This is a genomic window from Streptacidiphilus sp. EB103A (assembly GCF_041261405.1).
GTDB lineage: Bacteria > Actinomycetota > Actinomycetes > Streptomycetales > Streptomycetaceae > Streptacidiphilus.
Genome location: NZ_JBGCAQ010000006.1, coordinates 60,054 through 75,178, shown reverse-complemented (window position 1 = coordinate 75,178; position 15,125 = coordinate 60,054). Strand labels below are relative to the sequence as shown.

The following is a 15,125-nucleotide window of genomic DNA, read 5'->3' as shown; positions in this document are numbered from 1 at the left end:
CCAGCCACTCCACTGGCAGACGTGGGGCCGATCCCGACGGTTCCCGAGATCACGGTGTCGTGTCACTCTCGAGGCACTCTCGACAGCAGGGTGTGAGAGGCGTCACTCTGTCTTCATCCACGCGGGGAGGCTTGGATGGGCAAGAGCCGCAGAACAATTCCCGAGGAACTGTTGTTGCTCGCACTGGACCCGACGACCGGGACCACCGCGCAACCGCAGACCCTTGACCTCGGACTGGCCGGAGCACAGCTCGTCGAGCTGGCGATGGCCGGGAGAATAGTCCCGGACGGGGACCGGATCGCCGTGGTGAACCCACGACCGACCGGTGATCCGACCCTGGACCACGCGCTGGAACTGCTGCGCCGTCGTGGCAGTGCGGTGCGTGCCGTGCACTGGATCGGCGGGCCCCGCCTGGGGCTGCGCCAGACGTACCTCGCGCACCTGGAGCGGTGCGACATGGTGCGTGCAGTGCCGGGCCAGGTGTGCGGGGTGCTGCCGACGACGCGCTATCAGGCGTCCGACGACTGCACGAACAGCGCGATCAAGGAACGCCTGGACACGGCGATCCGGACCGGAGTACCACCGGACCCCCGGACAGCCGCCCTGGCAGCCCTGGCCCACGCCGTGGGTCTGGGGAAGCATCTCTATCCGGGTAACGAGGGCCGCTCCTCCAGGTCACGCCTTCGCGACCTGATCCGGTACGACCCGCTGGGCGGAATGGTCGCGCACGCCGTGATGGACGTGCAGAACGGCCTTCCTGCCGCACAGGGCAGGAGTGGCGCGCAAGTCGCCGCACCGGGCCGTACGGCAGCCCGACCATCGGTGCTGCCCGGAATGGCGCGGGCAGCCGTGCGCTGAGGCCGGCCTTGGCAGCTTCCGCGAAGTAACCGGGCAGTACCTGTGCATTACCCCTATGACGCCGACCGCCGCTCCTGGCCGCGACCACCCTCGCGACCCAGGAGCGGCGGTCGGCGTTTGCGCGAGCGTGCGCACGGCAGCACAAGGAGGCGTACAGCAGTGGTCGCGCGCCCCTGATCCGCGCCGATTGCCCCACATGGCGACCCCTTGCGGTGGCATGCTGCTGGAACGGAACGGAATGCATTCCAACGAATCCCGAGCGAAAGCCGGAGGACCCGTGTCGTCCGCCAGCATCAACCCCACCGTCCGCCGCCGTCGTCTCGGCGCCGAACTGCGCAGGCTCCGTGAGCAGAAGGGCCTGACCGCCGAGGAGGTGGCCCAGCAGCTGCTGGTCTCCCAGTCGAAGATCAGCCGGCTGGAGAACGGCCGACGAAGCATCAGCCAGCGCGATGTGCGCGACCTCTGCGAGGTGTACGGGGTCGGCGACGAGTCGCTGATAGACGGCCTGATGACGATGGCCCGGGAGTCGCGGCAGCGCGGTTGGTGGCACGCCTTCGGCGACGTCCCCTACAGCGTCTACATCGGTCTTGAGGCCGAGGCGATCTCGGTGCGCAACTACGAGTCGCTCTTCGTCCCCGGCCTGCTGCAGACCCGGGAGTACGCGCACGCCGTGGTCACCGGGATCCAGCCGGAGGCGACGCCGGAGCAGAACGACAAGCGCACCGACATCCGGATGCTCCGGCAGGACCTGATCAAGGACCGGGAGGACCCGATGCGGCTGTGGGCCGTCGTCGACGAGGCGGCCCTGCACCGCGTGGTGGGCAGCCCCGAAGTGATGCGGCGACAGCTCGCCCACCTGGTCGAGATCAGCCAGCAGCCGCACATCAATGTGCAGGTGCTTCCCTACAGCGTCGGCGCCCACCCCGGGATGAGCGGCACCTTCTCCATCCTCGACTTCCAGGACGCGCTGGACGCCAGCGTGGTCTACCTGGAGGGCGTCACCAGCGACCTGTACCTGGAGAAGCCCTCGGACGTACGGCTCTACTCGATGATGTACGAGCATCTGCGCGCCCAGGCGCTGAACCCGGACCTGACCCGGGAGCTGGTCGAACAGGTGGCCCGGACCTTCGAACGCTGATCGCCGCGCGCGGGCTTCGGGCCCGGCGCGGCCGGGCATGCTACAGCACGAGGACATACCTGATCCTTGCCTCCTGGGCAATTGCATCCAGGTAGGGGAACTTCCGGGGCCGCCTTTGCTCCCCGGACGGGCACAGGGGCAGAGTGAGCCTCAGCACGAAGGCAACAGGAACCCACACAGCATCAGAGCACCCATCCAGTACCCATGCTGATGGACCGGATCGAGTGCGGAGTCTGGAGCAGGAAAGCCATGACCAACGACAACGGCCTCAACTGGAAGAAGTCCAGCTACTCGGGGAACGGCAACTGCGTCGAGGTGGCCAAGCCACCCGCCGCGGTCGCGGTCCGCGACTCGAAGGACCCGGACGGCCCGGCGCTCAGCTTCACGCCGGACGCCTGGACCGCGTTCATCGCGGGTGTCAACGACGGCATGTTCGAGCAGAACCGGTAAGGCCCCGCTCCCACAGTCCGGGAGTACAGGGGATCAGGGCAGCCAATCGGCGGGACCTCGCAGCAGCGACTGCGTGGTCCCGCTTCCTCGCTTTCACCGCATACCTTTCAGCGCAGCTGGTCCACGTAGAGGTCGGTCCCGGGGAGGGTCGGCACGAACGGGGCGACCAGCTCCACCCGCGCGCCCGGCACCGCCGCGGCGACGTCCGCGTCCAGGCCGGTGAACGCGGACCAGCAGGTGCGCGGGTCCTCCTGGAGGAACCAGAGCAGGGTGAGCCTGGTGTCGGTGCCGTCCACCGACTTGACGTAGGACATCTTGTCGACCGGCAGCGGCAGCGGGCGGAAGACCACGCACATCGCCGCCGGCCCCCCGGTCCGGAGCCGGCCCGGCAGGCCGCGTTCGAGCAGCCAGTCCAGCAGCTGGTCCCGCTGCTCGGCGCTCTCGCAGTCGACAACCTCCAGCACCAGCCCCTGGTACGGCTGGTCGAGCGCGTGGATGTCGCGCGGGCCGGCCGCGCCGTCCCGGTAGGCGACGCCGGCGTGCTGCTGGAACGAGGTGAAGACATGGGTGCGGTCCCGGTAGACCCGGCCGTCCCGGTTCAGCCGCCTGTTGATGCCGATGGTCCAGCGCATGTGCTCGTCGTGCCGGCCCTCGGTGATCCAGTACACCGAGAGGTAGCACCCCGCGGTCACCGGCTCGGCCACGGCCGACTTCTCGGGGTAGCGCAGCAGTTGCAGATCGCGTGTGGCCACCCAGCGCCGCCCGGCGAACATCCACGGCATGGCCATCGCGCCCGCGTAGAAGTGGTCGTCCTCGTACCAGCGGTTGTAGCCGTACTCGTGACCCGGATGCGGCTCCACCATGGTGATCAGCGCGGAGCCGATCGCCACTCCGTACGGCCCGCGCGAGGCCAGCTCGGCGTACTGCGAAAGGTCGTCAGTCATAGCGCCTGACGGTACGTCAGTTCCCGTGGACTTCCCAGATCCGTGCGCGAAGTCCACCCCACTCTGGTCTTCGCGGGGCGCCCGCCTTAAGCTGACGCACCGTCAGTTCATCTCGGAGGGCCGGGTCATGTCGCTGCTCGAAGGTCGTACCGTCGTCGTCTCCGGGGTGGGCCCGGGACTCGGCCAGCAGGTTGCCGTACGGGCCGCGCGGGAGGGCGCCAACGTGGTGCTCGGCGCCAGGACCGAGGAGAACCTCGCCAAGGTCGCGGCCGAGGTCGAGGCCGCGCACCCGGGCGCCGGGCGGGTGGCCTGGCGGTCGACCGACATCGCCGAGGACGACGCCTGCACCGCCCTCGCCGCGCTCGCCGTCGAGCGCTACGGCCGGATCGACGCGGTCGTCCATGTCGCCGCGCTGGACAGCTACTTCGGCGGCCTCACCGACGCCGACTTCGCCTCCTGGCGGCGGGTGCTGGACGTCAACCTGATCGGGACGCTCCAGCTCACCCGGGCCTGCCTGCCCGCCCTGAAGGAGCGCGGCGGCTCGGTCGTGATCATCGGGACGCAGTCCGCGATCGCCGCGCCCAGCCAGGTCCGGCAGGCCGCCTACGCTGCCTCCAAGGGCGCGCTGACCTCGGCGATGTACTCGATGGCGCGCGAGCTGGGCCCGGACCGGATCCGGGTCAACACGGTGCTGCCCGGCTGGATGTGGGGCCCGGCGGTGGAGATGTACGTGCAGTGGACGGCCGGGACCGAGGAGGTCCCCGAGGAGCAGGTCAGGGGCCGGCTGGCCGAGCGGATGGCGCTGCCCGAGCTCGCCACCGACGGCGATGTCGCCGAGGCCGCCCTGTTCTTCGCCTCCGACCGGGCCAGGGCGATCACGGGACAGTCGCTGCTGGTCAACGCCGGGGAGATCATGCGCTGAGCACCCGACCCGAAAGCCCCCGGCTCGTTAGGGTCGGTGCCATGACGACCACCGCCGGAACCGGCACCTTCGAGGCCCTGCGGGCCGACGCCATCACCGACCCGGAACAGTTGCGCGAGCTCTACGAGCAGCCCGGCGACGCCGCCGTCCGCAAGCAGCTGGACGCGCTGACGCCGCAGACGGCCGCGCTGATCGCCTGCTCCTCGCTGGTCCTGGTCGCCAGCGCGGACCCCGAGGGCAACTGCGACGTCTCGCCGCGCGGCGGTCCGGCCGGGTTCGTCTCCGTGCTGGACTCCCGGACGGTGGCGATCCTGGACGCGACCGGCAACAAGCGCCTGGACACCCTGCACAACGTGGTCGCCACCGGCCGCGCCGGACTGCTCTTCCTGATCCCGGACCGCCCGACCACCCTGCGGGTCAACGGCCGCGCCTGCGTCTCGACCCGTCCGGACCTGCTGCGGCAGCTGACGGCTGTGGGGAAGCCGCCGGTCAGCGCGCTGGTGGTGGGCATCGAGGAGGTCTACCCGCACTGCCCCAAGTCGCTGCTGCGGTCCTCGGCCTGGCGGCCGGAGCAGTGGCTGCCCGAGGACGCCCAGCCCTCCTCGGCGGAGGTGACGCTGGCTCAGCTCCGGCTGCCGGGGCTGACGATCGCGGACATCGAGCAGACCGAGGCCGATTCCCTGAAGTACCGCTACGAGTGATTCCTCCTCGGGTGACGGTCCGGTCGGTCCTGACGAAGCGTGGGTTCATCGTGCGGAGCGGCCGTCGTTCCAAGCAATCACCGCGACAGTCAAGGGAAGGTAAAATCGTTCCACCTGCAGATCATAGTTCAGGGATATGAACTCCTAATTCAGGACGCTCCTCCTGATACCTGACATCCCGCCTGGGTCACTGATCCCGGATGTGAACGCATGCCCTTGACCAGGTGTCAGGAGCGCGCTTCAATCCGGAAGCGGAGTCAAGCAAGGAAAGCTCCTTTACCTACCGGTCGGTCCTGCGAAGCGCGCTGACGACCATCCAGGTGAGTAAACGAGACAAGGCGACCTGCCATGACCCAGACCGCAACCGCACCGCCGTCCGCACTGCGCAGGATCAACCCGGCGACGCTCTACTTCTTCGGTGCCCTCGGCGGCATCCTCTTCGGCTACGACCTCGGGATCATCTCCGGCATCCTGGTCGTGATCAACAAGGTCTGGAGCCTGAGCGGCTTCGAGAAGGGCGTGCTCACCGCGAGCCTCTCGGTCGGCGCGATGATCGGGGCCGGGCTGGCCGGCCGCCTGTGCAACCGGGTCGGACGCCGCCGCACCATCATGGCCGCCGGCGCGGTCGTCATCCTCGGGACCGTCGCCTGCTCGCTGGCACCCACCTTCGACTCCCTGGTCGGCTTCCGCACCGTGCTCGGCGTCGGCATCGGGCTCTCCTCCGCGACCGTGCCGACCTACATCTCCGAGCTGGCCCCGGCGCGGATCCGCGGCGCGATGGGCGCGCTCAACCAGATCTTCATCGTCAGCGGCATCCTGATCGCCTTCCTGGTCAGCTACTGGCTGCAGCCGCACCACCTGTGGCGCTGGATGTTCGCCGGGGCGATCGTCCCCGCGGCGATCCTGATCGTCGGCCTGACCCTGCTCCCGGAGACCCCGCGCTGGCTGCTCAACACCGGCAAGGAGGACGAGGCCCGTGCCGTGCTGGCCAGCACCCACGGCCGCGAGGGCGACGAGATCGACGCGGAGGTCGCGTCCATCCGCGAGGTCATCGCACTGGACAGCCAGCAGAGCGGACGGATCCGCGACCTGGGGGCCGGGTGGGTACGGCCGATGCTGTTCGTCGCGCTGCTGCTCGCCGTCGGCCAGCAGTTCAGCGGGGTGAACGCGATCAACGCCTACTTCCCGACCATGCTGGTCTCGCTGGGCTTCACCGCCAACACCGCGCTGCTGTCGGCGATCATCCTGGGGGTCACCAAGCTTGCGTTCACCGCGTGGGTGGTGTTCGTGGTCGACCGCTGGGGGCGGAAGCCGCTGCTGCTGATCGGCAATGTGGTGATGGTGATCACGCTCGGCCTGACCGGCTGGGTCATCCTCAACGTCCACGACAAGAACACGCTGGGCACGCTCGCGGTGATCCTGCTGGTGCTGTACCTGGCCGGGTACGAGCTGGGCTGGGGCGCGGTGGTGTGGGTGATGATGTCCGAGGTCTTCCCGCTGAAGGTGCGGAGCATCGGCATGGGCGTCGGCGCGGTGGTGCTGTGGGCCGCGACCGGGATCATCTCGGCGGTCTTCCCGATCATGTCCGACCACAACCATCTGGGCCTGGGCAGGTCGATGTACGTCTTCGCCGGGATCAACGCACTGCTCTTTGTGCTGACCTGGCTGCTGGTCAAGGAGACCAAGCAGCAGAGTCTTGAGCAGATAGAAATGAACCTCCGCGACGCCGCCTGATCTTTTAGGGGCGCGGGGACACCTGCGCACGAGGCCGGCCCCGCGCCCCTGTTGTGGTTACGGTCAGTCCGCAAGTGGCAGGAGTTGAGGGAGGTGCCCATCGGAGGCCAGGGCGGCGGCCCTCCGCTCCGCGGACACCTCGCCGTAGGTGGTGGTGCGCTGGGCCGCAGGCCGTCCCGCTGCCGCGGCGATGGCCTCCAACCCGCGGATGGACTCGTAGCTGCCGTAGGCCGATCCGGCCATCCGGGAGATGGTCTCCTCCATCAGCGTCCCGCCGAGGTCGTTCGCGCCGGAGCGCAGCATCTCCGCCGCGCCCTCGGACCCCAGCTTCACCCAGCTGGTCTGGATGTTGGGGATGCGCTCGTGCAGCAGCAGCCGCGCCATCGCCGTGACCGCGCGGTTGTCCCGCAGGGTGGGCCCGGGACGGGCGATCCCGGCCAGGTAGACCGGCGCGTTGGTGTGGATGAACGGCAGCGTCACGAACTCGGTGAAGCCGCCTGTCTTCTCCTGGATCTGCGCCAGCAGCCGCAGGTGGCCGAGCCAGTGCCGGGGCTGGTCCACGTGCCCGTACATCATCGTGGACGAGCTGCGCAGCCCCAGCTCGTGCGCGGTGGAGACGACCTCCACCCAAGTCGCCGCAGGCAGCTTCCCCTTGGTGAGGATCCAGCGGACCTCGTCGTCCAGGATCTCCGCCGCCGTCCCCGGGATGGAGTCCAGTCCGGCCTCCTTGGCCTGCTGCAGCCACTCCCTGATGGACAGTCCGGTGCGGGTCGCGCCGTTGACGACCTCCATCGGCGAGAAGGCGTGCACATGGATGCCGGGCACCCGGGCCTTCACCGCCCTCGCGATGTCGAAGTACGCGGTGCCGGGCAGGTCGGGGTGGATGCCGCCCTGCATGCAGACCTCGGTGGCGCCGACCTCCCAGGCCTGGTCCGCCCGGTCGGCGACCTGCTCCAGGGAGAGGGTGTAGGCGTCCGCGTCGGTGCGGCGCTGCGCGAAGGCGCAGAAGCGGCAGCCGGTGTAGCAGACATTGGTGAAGTTGATGTTCCTGGTGACGCAGTAGGTCACGGTGTCGCCGACGGCCGCGCGGCGGACGTCGTCGGCGATGCCGCACAGCGCGTCCAGAGCCGGCCCGTCGGCGTGGAACAGGGCCAGCGCCTGATCGTCCGTCAGCCGGGTGGGGTCGTCGGCGGCGGTCCGCAGCGCCTCCCGACATTCACGATCGAGCCGCTCCGCGGAGGCCCCGGCGATCCGGGACGGGACGGAGTGCTCGACGGCCTGCTCCCGCAGGGCCTCCCAGTCGCCGTAGACCTCGTCGAAGTCGGCGCGGCGGTCGCCGGTGCGGCCCTCGGTGTCGATGCTCGCGTGGAGGTCGGTCCGGCCGGAGGGCCTGAAGGCCTCGTCCGGCTCCTGCCAGGGCAGGCCGACCGGGAGTGCCTCCGGGCGCGCCAAGCCCGTCTCCGGGTCCGCCAGGGCCCGTACATGGGGCAGTACGCGCGGATCCAGCCAGGGCTCGCCGTGCTTCACGTACTCCGGGTAGACGGTGAGCCGCTCGCGCAGCTCGAAACCGGACTCGACGGTGCGGGCGGCCAGGTCGTCGATGTGCGGCCAGGGGCGCTCGGGGTTGACGTGATCGGGCGTCAGCGGCGAGACGCCGCCCCAGTCGTCGATGCCCGCGCCGATGATCAGCGCGTACTCGGCGTCAACGAGGTTGGGCGGAGCCTGGATCCGGGCGGACGGTCCGAGGATGACCCGGGCGACGGCGATGGTCGCGGCCAGCTCCTCCAGCTCGGCGTCGGGCATGGCGCGCATCGCGGTGTCGGGCTTGGCCCGGAAGTTCTGGACGATGACCTCCTGCAGCCCGTGGTACTGCCGGGAGATGCGCCGCAGCGCGAACAGCGCGTCGGCCCGCTCCTCGTGGGTCTCGCCGATGCCGATCAGCACGCCGCTGGTGAAGGGGACGTTGGAGCGGCCGGCGTCCTCCAGCACCCGCAGCCGGACGGCGGGCTCCTTGTCCGGCGAGCCGAAGTGCGGACCGCCGGGCTCGGACCAGAGCCGGGTCGCGGTGGTCTCCAGCATCATCCCCATGGACGGCGCGACCGGCTTCAGCCGTTGGAAGTCGGTCCAGCTCAGCACCCCCGGGTTGAGGTGCGGCAGCAGCCCGGTCTCCTCCAGCACCCGGATCGACATGGCCCGGACGTAGGCGAGGGTGTCGTCGTAGCCGTGCGCGTCGAGCCACTCGCGGGCCTCGGGCCAACGGTCCTCGGGGCGGTCGCCCAGGGTGAACAGCGCCTCCTTGCAGCCCAACGCGGCGCCCTTGCGGGCGATGTCGAGGACCTCGTCCGGCGAGAGGTAGAGGCCGTGCCCCTCGGCGCGGAGCTTGCCGGGGACGGTGACGAAGGTGCAGTAGTGGCAGCGGTCCCGGCAGAGCCGGGTGAGCGGGATGAACACCTTCTTGGAGTAGGTGACCACCCCGGGCCGCCCCGCCGCCGCCAGGCCCGCGTCGCGGATCCGGGCGGCCGTGCCGCACAGGTCCCGCAGGTCGTCCCCGCGCGCCTGGAGCAGGACGGCGGCCTCCCCCAGGTCGAGCGCCACGCCCTCGCGGGCGCGGTGCAGCGCGCGGCGCATGGCGTTGGCGGTCGGCGTTGCCTGCGGCACTCCCTGATCCTTCATGTACTACTCCAATTCTCCGGGGGGCGACCCCCCGTACCCCCACGTGAACCCGGGGTGGCGGGGCTCGCCGGGCCGGGGCCCGCCGGTTCAACCTGAGTGAACCCTAACCGGGAGGCATGCCGGGGAACCCTGAGACGGTCTCAGGGTCGGCTGCTCCGCCAGGCGGACCCGAGTTCCCCCGCGCGAGCGATCCGCCGGGAACCGGGTAGGCGTCTAATGGGTAGCAAGGGCACGGGCCGTCGAGGGGAGCGGTGCGGCCGGCCGCGCAGACGGAGGGAAACGGCACCATGACGAACGACGAGAACGAGAACAGCCCCGTGCGCATCCCCGCGCCCGGAGCGGGACAGGACCTGCCCGGCGCGGTGACCGCCGAGGGTGGGTCCCCGCGCGGCAAGGGTCGGCGCAGGGTGCTGGTCCCGGCCGCGATCGCGGTGGTCGCGGTGGCGGGGGTGGCTGCCGTACCGGCGCTCGCCGCAAGCCAGGACCTGCCGTCGATCACCGCGCAGCAGCTGCTCGCCAAGGTACTGGCGAGCAAGGCGCAGACCTTCTCGGGCAGCGTCCAGGCGACGGTGGACCTGGGCATCCCCTCGCAGATCGCCGCGGCGATCCCGTCCGCCGTGGCGGGTTCGGGCGGCAGCACCGGCCAGGCCTCGCAGGCCCAGCTGGCGGAGAAGGAGCTGGTCGCGCTGGTCTCCGGCGGAACGCACACCTTCCAGGTGGCCGCGGACGGCCGGGACCGGCAGCGGGTCTCCTCCAGCGACTCGGGGACAGCCTTCACCCTGGTCCACAACGGCAGTTCGGCCTGGGCCTACGACGCGCAGAGCAAGTCCGCGACCCATGTCACCGGCCTGCAGGCCGGCGCCGCCGCCACCCAGGACCGGGGGCTGACCGACCCGCAGCAGGCGGCCACTCAGGCGCTGGCCGCGCTCGGTTCCTCCACCACGGTGTCGGTGGCCGGCACCGCCAAGGTCGCCGACCAGTCGGTGTACAAGCTCAGTGTGAAGCCGAAGGGCACGGGCTCGACCATCGGCGAGGTCCTGATCTCGGTGGACGCCGCCAACGGGCTGCCGCTGCAGGTGCAGGTGAACCCGGCGGACGGCAGCGACCCGATCCTCAAGATCTGGTTCAGCACTGTGTCGTTCGCCACTCCGGCGGCGAGCACCTTCGACTTCACCCCGCCGAGCGGGACCAAGGTGGTCCAGCAGCAGAGCAGCGGTGGTACGGCTGCGGCCGGTCACGGCACGGTTACCGAAAAGGGCGGAGCGAAGGACTCGAAGGTCGTCACGGCGAACGGCGGCACGAACGATCACAACGTCAATACGATCGGCACCGGTTGGAGCACGATCTACCGGTTCGACGCTGCCACCAGCAGCGCCGCTGCGAGCGGCAAGTCCGGTACGGCGGGGCAGTTGAGCGCGATCAAGACCTTCGGGAAGCAGGTTCCCGGCGGCACGCTGATCTCCACCAAGCTCATCAATGTCCTGGTCACCGACAAGGGCACGGTCTACGCCGGCGCGGTCACCCCCGCCCTGCTGGAGCAGGCCGCGAAGTAGCGGAATCGCCGGGCACAAGCCCGGTAGCACAGCGGAACCCCTTTGCTACACAGGGGAATCAGGAGGGGCGCCCAAAGTCGGGCGCCCCTCACTCCACTAGCACACCACCCGCAGTGGTGTCATTTTGGCAGTCGAATGTATCCGAAATGTGCCCGGAATCCGTCTCGCTGAGCGATTCTTGACTTGACGCACGGCCTTGCCGGACTGTCAGATGATGCCTATTCATCTGAACGTGTGAAGGTAATCTGTGCCGGGTCGTGTGGATCCCCCTCCCTCAGTTCCTGACCGAGCGGCGGCACGGGGAACCTGTGGCGCCCGTGTGCAACGGCGGCACCGCACGATCACGGGCACGACAGGAGTCATCCACACATGGCCATGAGCCGCCGTACCTTCCTTGCCGCCTCCGGGGTCGCCGGAGCAGCCGCAGGCACCGGGCTGCTCTCCGCATGCAGCTCGGGCACCAAGACCACCGCAGGCGCCAACGGCGCACCCACCGAACTCGAAGTGTTCTCGTGGTGGACCGCGGGTGGTGAGAAGGATGCGCTCAGTGCCCTCGTCGCGGTGTTCTCCCAGAACAACCCGCACGTCAACTTCCAGAACCGCGCCGTCACCGGTGGCGCCGGCGCCAACGCCAAGGCGGAGCTGGCCAAGCGGCTGGCCGCCAAGAACCCCCCGGACACCTTCCAGGCCCAGGCCGGCGCGATGGTCGGCGACTACATCACGGCCGGGCAGGTGGAGGACCTCACCTTCCTGTACCAGCAGCAGGGCTGGGACAAGCAGTTCAACCCGCAGGTGCTGAAGCTGATCCAGCGGGACGGCAAGTACTACTCGGTGCCGGTGGACATCCACCACATCAACGTGCTCTGGTCCAACATCGCGCTCTGCAAAAGCCTCGGCATCAGCACCGACCCCAAGAACATGACCGAGTTCATCGGCAACCTGGCCAAGGTCAAGGCCCACGGGAAGATCCCGCTGGCCGTCTCCCGGGACCCGGGCCAGGACTGGCAGGTCAAGCACATCATGGAGACGGTGCTGCTCAGCACCCTCAAGGCCGACGACTGGGGTGCCCTGTGGAAGAAGGGCGGCAACTGGAGCTCGGCCAAGGTCAGCACCGCGCTCGGCACCTTCCATGAGATCATGGGCTACGCCCCCGGCACCAGCAGCCAGTACGCCAGCTGGGACCAGGTCAGCTCACTGGTCGGCAGCGGCGCGGCCGCCTACCAGATCATGGGCGACTGGACCGAGGCCAACTTCGAGGTGACGCTCAAGCTCACCGGCGGCATCGACTACACCTGGGCACCGGTCCCCGGCACCCAGGGGACCTTCCTCTTCGCTGCGGACTGCTTCACCCTGCCGGTGGGCGCCAAGGACCGGGATGCCTCGATCGCCTGGCTGACCACCTGCGGCAGCCAGATCGGGCAGGACGACTTCACCTCCGTCAAGGGGGCGATCCCGCCCCGGTCGACGGTCAGCGCGGACGAGCGCGACCTGTTCGACCCCTACCTGCAGTGGTCGCTGGGGGAGTGGCAGAAGGACACCATCGCGGGCTCGCTCACCCACGGAGCGGTCGCCTCGGCCGCGTGGAACACGGCCATCGACGACGCGGTGATCGGCTACCTCAAGGACGGCAGCCCGCAGACGCTGCAGAACGCCCTGGTCGCGGCGGCGGCGAAGTACCAGGTCTGACGGACGGTCCGACCGAGCGCTCCTCCACCCTCCTACCGGAGTGCGGAGGAGCGCCAGAGCCGGACCGCCGACCAGAGGGTGAGGGCCACCAGGGCCGCGTTGCGGAGCAGCAGCACCGACAGCGGAGCGATCTCCAGCTTCAGCAGCGGAGTCCACGCCATCGGGTAGACGACGGTGGTCAGCGCCGTCAGCGGGAGCATCGCGTACGCGACCGGACGCTGCGAGGTGCCCTGGAAGACCAGGCAGGCCGCTCCCGCGCCGAGCAGCCAGATCAGGTACTGGGGGCTGATCACCCTGCTGGTCGTCACGAAGATCAGGATCGCCGTCATCATCGCGTCGGCCGCCGTGGCCGGCCGCCACACCCTGGTCCGCATCCGCCACCACAGCAGCCAGCCGAAGCCGATGACGGTGCATCCGATCGCCAGCTCGGCCAGGGTGTGCGTATAGGCGCCGCTGAACTGCATCGACCCGTACCTGTAGCGGGCGTGTCCGCCGTAGCCGAAGTGCTCGGCCAGCAGCAGCAGGCTCCCCGGCACGGACTCGACCTCGATGCCCCGGGCGCCCTGCGCGCCCAGGAAGCCCAGGGCGCCGCTGAAGACGGAGGCCGTCGCCGCCAGCGCCGCCCCCACGGTGACCACTGCGGAGAGCCAGGAGCGGCGGGCGGTCCGCCCCCTGGGCGCGCCGACGAGCGCGATCACCGGCCAGGCCTTGACCAGGACGCCCAGCCCGGCCAGCACCCCGCTGGTGACCGGCGCGCGGTTCACCGCCAGTACCGAGGCCACCGCGAGCGCCGTGACCACGACGTCGAAGCGCACATACGGGACCTGCAGCATCAGCGGCAGTCCCAGCACCCAGAGCCAGGCGCCGTGGGTGCTCCGGTCCTGACGGCGCGACGAGGCCAGCAGCAGGCCCGTCACCAGCGCGTCGCAGACCACGATCAGCAGGGTGAAGGCGTCGGCGTAGCCGAGGAAGGGCAGCGCCTTGGGGGCGAGGAAGATCAGCCCCGCCACCGGCGGGTACTGCCACATCACGTCGTGGACCGGGAAGTGCCCCTTGGCCAGCTCCGCCGCCCACACCGGGTAGAGCCGGTAGGTCTCGAAGTCCCGGCCGAACCTGTTGGCGACGGTCATCGCCACGAAGATCAGCCGGGTGCAGAACCAGAAGCCGACCGGCGCGAGCAGCCGCGACGGCCAGCGGTCCATCCGGTACCAGGGTGCCGACGGCCGTTCCACCGGCTCGACTGCGGCCGGTAGGTGCTGCTTCTCCGCCGTGCGGAGTGCGCTGCTGACCACGGAACTCCTTCGACGGGCAAGGCGGCACCGGTCGCCCCCGCGACCGTAGGAACGAGCGTTCCGTCCCGATCTGTGCCACGCCTTGCCCGGAGTTCGGAATTACCCATGTGCCTCAGATCACCCATGCGTCTCAAGAGAGGGCTCCGCCACACCCGTGACGACGGGCCCGAGCGGGGTGTCGGCAGCCGCGACGCCCTTGCGGTCGCGCAACGCGTCCGCGGTGAGCAGCGCGAGGGCGACCCAGACCAGCGCGAAGCCGGCCCAGCGGGCCGGCGGCATCCGCTCGTGGAAGACGGTGATGCCGATCGCGAACTGGAACACCGGGGCCAAGTACTGCAGCAGTCCCAGCGTGGTCAGCGGGACCCGTACCGCCGCCGCGCCGAACGCCAGCAGGGGCAGCGCGGTGACCAGCCCGCAGAGGACCAGCAGCGCGCTGTGGCCCCAGCCGTAGGAGCCGGGCACGGTCCGGCCCAGGGTGCCGCTGCCGCTGACCGCGAGGTAGACCAGGAATCCGAGCGCGGGCAGGAACTGGAACGCCGTCTCACCGGCCAGGCTCTCCAGGCCGCCGAGCCCGACCTTCTTCTTGATCAGCCCGTAGCTGCCGAAGCTGAACGCCAGCACCAGGGCGATCCAGGGCAGCCGCCCGTAACCGACCGTCAGTACGACCACGGCGAGGCCGCCGGTGCCGACCGCGACCCACTGCACCGGGCGCAGCCGCTCCTTCAGCAGCAGCACCCCGAAGGCGATGGTGACCAGCGGGTTGATGAAGTATCCGAGCGAGGTCTCGACGACATGGTCGCTGTTGACGGCCCAGATGTAGACGCCCCAGTTCACCGACACCAGCGCCGCCGCCGAGCCGATCATCAGCAGCCGTCGCGGCTGCCGCAGCAGCGGAACTATCCACCCGCCCGTCTCCCGCCCCCGCCCTTGACCGAGGCGCTTCGCGCCGCACCTCCTGAGCCGCTGGAACAGCAGGATCCCGACCACCGCCGCCAGCGACCACACCATCCGGTTGGCCAGGATCTCCAGCGCTCCGCTGGGCTTCAGCAGCGGCCAGTACAGCGGGAACAGCCCCCACAGCCCGTAGGCCACCACCCCGAACCAGAACCCGCGCCGCTGCTCGCCCATACCGACCCGCCCCTTCCGACCGCTCGTCCCTTCTCAGGAAGGTAGA

At 69.9% G+C, this 15,125-nt stretch carries 12 protein-coding genes; 8 read left to right on the top strand and 4 right to left on the bottom strand.

What is annotated here, in order from left to right:
- The first annotated feature begins 135 nt into the window (after window positions 1-135).
- The 3 genes from ABH941_RS11350 (at window position 136) to ABH941_RS11340 (ending at window position 2,446) form a co-directional block, all read left to right on the top strand.
- Window positions 136-858 carry a GPP34 family phosphoprotein gene (locus ABH941_RS11350; RefSeq protein ID WP_370128775.1) on the top strand — a complete coding sequence of 241 codons (723 nt, stop codon included), beginning with the start codon at window positions 136-138 and terminating at the stop codon, window positions 856-858.
- Between the two features lie 238 nt (window positions 859-1,096).
- Window positions 1,097-1,996: a helix-turn-helix domain-containing protein gene (locus ABH941_RS11345; RefSeq protein WP_370128774.1), complete on the top strand. Its 900-nt coding sequence runs from the start codon at window positions 1,097-1,099 to the stop codon at window positions 1,994-1,996.
- 249 nt (window positions 1,997-2,245) lie between these two features.
- Window positions 2,246-2,446 (top strand): DUF397 domain-containing protein, encoded by a 201-nt coding sequence (locus tag ABH941_RS11340; protein WP_370128773.1) that lies wholly within the window; start codon window positions 2,246-2,248, stop codon window positions 2,444-2,446.
- Between the two features lie 107 nt (window positions 2,447-2,553).
- Here ABH941_RS11340 and ABH941_RS11335 read toward each other — a convergent pair whose 3' ends face one another.
- Window positions 2,554-3,390 (bottom strand): hypothetical protein, encoded by an 837-nt coding sequence (locus ABH941_RS11335; protein WP_370128772.1) that lies wholly within the window; start codon window positions 3,388-3,390, stop codon window positions 2,554-2,556.
- 127 nt (window positions 3,391-3,517) lie between these two features.
- Here ABH941_RS11335 and ABH941_RS11330 point away from each other — a divergent pair, with 127 nt between their 5' ends.
- The 3 genes from ABH941_RS11330 (at window position 3,518) to ABH941_RS11320 (ending at window position 6,747) form a co-directional block, all read left to right on the top strand.
- The gene (locus ABH941_RS11330; RefSeq protein WP_370128771.1) at window positions 3,518-4,312 is read left to right on the top strand and encodes an SDR family oxidoreductase; all 795 of its coding nucleotides are present in this window, start codon (window positions 3,518-3,520) and stop codon (window positions 4,310-4,312) included.
- A 41-nt stretch (window positions 4,313-4,353) separates the two neighbouring features.
- A complete protein-coding gene (locus ABH941_RS11325) occupies window positions 4,354-5,013 on the top strand; it encodes an MSMEG_1061 family FMN-dependent PPOX-type flavoprotein (protein WP_370128770.1) in 660 nt (219 codons plus the stop codon).
- 348 nt (window positions 5,014-5,361) lie between these two features.
- Window positions 5,362-6,747 (top strand): sugar porter family MFS transporter, encoded by a 1,386-nt coding sequence (locus tag ABH941_RS11320; protein ID WP_370128769.1) that lies wholly within the window; start codon window positions 5,362-5,364, stop codon window positions 6,745-6,747.
- 63 nt (window positions 6,748-6,810) lie between these two features.
- Here the strand turns inward: ABH941_RS11320 and ABH941_RS11315 are convergent, their stop codons facing one another.
- Window positions 6,811-9,420 (bottom strand): bifunctional FO biosynthesis protein CofGH, encoded by a 2,610-nt coding sequence (locus tag ABH941_RS11315; protein ID WP_370128768.1) that lies wholly within the window; start codon window positions 9,418-9,420, stop codon window positions 6,811-6,813.
- Window positions 9,421-9,707: 287 nt separating this feature from the next.
- On the opposite strand from ABH941_RS11315, the gene ABH941_RS11310 reads away from it, so the two are divergent.
- Window positions 9,708-10,973: an outer membrane lipoprotein carrier protein LolA gene (locus tag ABH941_RS11310; RefSeq protein WP_370128766.1), complete on the top strand. Its 1,266-nt coding sequence runs from the start codon at window positions 9,708-9,710 to the stop codon at window positions 10,971-10,973.
- A gap of 369 nt (window positions 10,974-11,342) precedes the next feature.
- Complete coding sequence (locus ABH941_RS11305; protein ID WP_370128765.1) at window positions 11,343-12,659, top strand: ABC transporter substrate-binding protein; 1,317 nt, start codon at window positions 11,343-11,345, stop codon at window positions 12,657-12,659.
- A gap of 32 nt (window positions 12,660-12,691) precedes the next feature.
- Here the strand turns inward: ABH941_RS11305 and ABH941_RS11300 are convergent, their stop codons facing one another.
- Together ABH941_RS11300 and rarD are read right to left on the bottom strand one after the other, a co-directional pair.
- Window positions 12,692-13,951, bottom strand: coding sequence for a glycosyltransferase 87 family protein (locus tag ABH941_RS11300; protein ID WP_370128763.1), 1,260 nt, complete (start codon window positions 13,949-13,951; stop codon window positions 12,692-12,694).
- Window positions 13,952-14,068: 117 nt separating this feature from the next.
- Window positions 14,069-15,079 (bottom strand): EamA family transporter RarD, encoded by a 1,011-nt coding sequence (gene rarD, locus ABH941_RS11295; protein ID WP_370128762.1) that lies wholly within the window; start codon window positions 15,077-15,079, stop codon window positions 14,069-14,071.
- Window positions 15,080-15,125 lie beyond the last annotated feature (46 nt).

What these genes read in the sequence shown, in the direction of transcription:
- ABH941_RS11350 (WP_370128775.1), top strand. Translation starts at nt 136, where the DNA reads ATGGGCAAGAGCCGCAGAACAATTCCCGAGGAACTGTTGTTGCTCGCA.
- ABH941_RS11320 (WP_370128769.1), top strand. Translation starts at nt 5,362, where the DNA reads ATGACCCAGACCGCAACCGCACCGCCGTCCGCACTGCGCAGGATCAAC.
- ABH941_RS11315 (WP_370128768.1), bottom strand. Translation starts at nt 9,420, where the DNA reads ATGAAGGATCAGGGAGTGCCGCAGGCAACGCCGACCGCCAACGCCATG.
- ABH941_RS11340 (WP_370128773.1), top strand. Translation starts at nt 2,246, where the DNA reads ATGACCAACGACAACGGCCTCAACTGGAAGAAGTCCAGCTACTCGGGG.
- ABH941_RS11325 (WP_370128770.1), top strand. Translation starts at nt 4,354, where the DNA reads ATGACGACCACCGCCGGAACCGGCACCTTCGAGGCCCTGCGGGCCGAC.
- ABH941_RS11305 (WP_370128765.1), top strand. Translation starts at nt 11,343, where the DNA reads ATGGCCATGAGCCGCCGTACCTTCCTTGCCGCCTCCGGGGTCGCCGGA.
- ABH941_RS11310 (WP_370128766.1), top strand. Translation starts at nt 9,708, where the DNA reads ATGACGAACGACGAGAACGAGAACAGCCCCGTGCGCATCCCCGCGCCC.
- ABH941_RS11330 (WP_370128771.1), top strand. Translation starts at nt 3,518, where the DNA reads ATGTCGCTGCTCGAAGGTCGTACCGTCGTCGTCTCCGGGGTGGGCCCG.
- rarD (WP_370128762.1), bottom strand. Translation starts at nt 15,079, where the DNA reads ATGGGCGAGCAGCGGCGCGGGTTCTGGTTCGGGGTGGTGGCCTACGGG.
- ABH941_RS11335 (WP_370128772.1), bottom strand. Translation starts at nt 3,390, where the DNA reads ATGACTGACGACCTTTCGCAGTACGCCGAGCTGGCCTCGCGCGGGCCG.
- ABH941_RS11345 (WP_370128774.1), top strand. Translation starts at nt 1,097, where the DNA reads ATGCATTCCAACGAATCCCGAGCGAAAGCCGGAGGACCCGTGTCGTCC.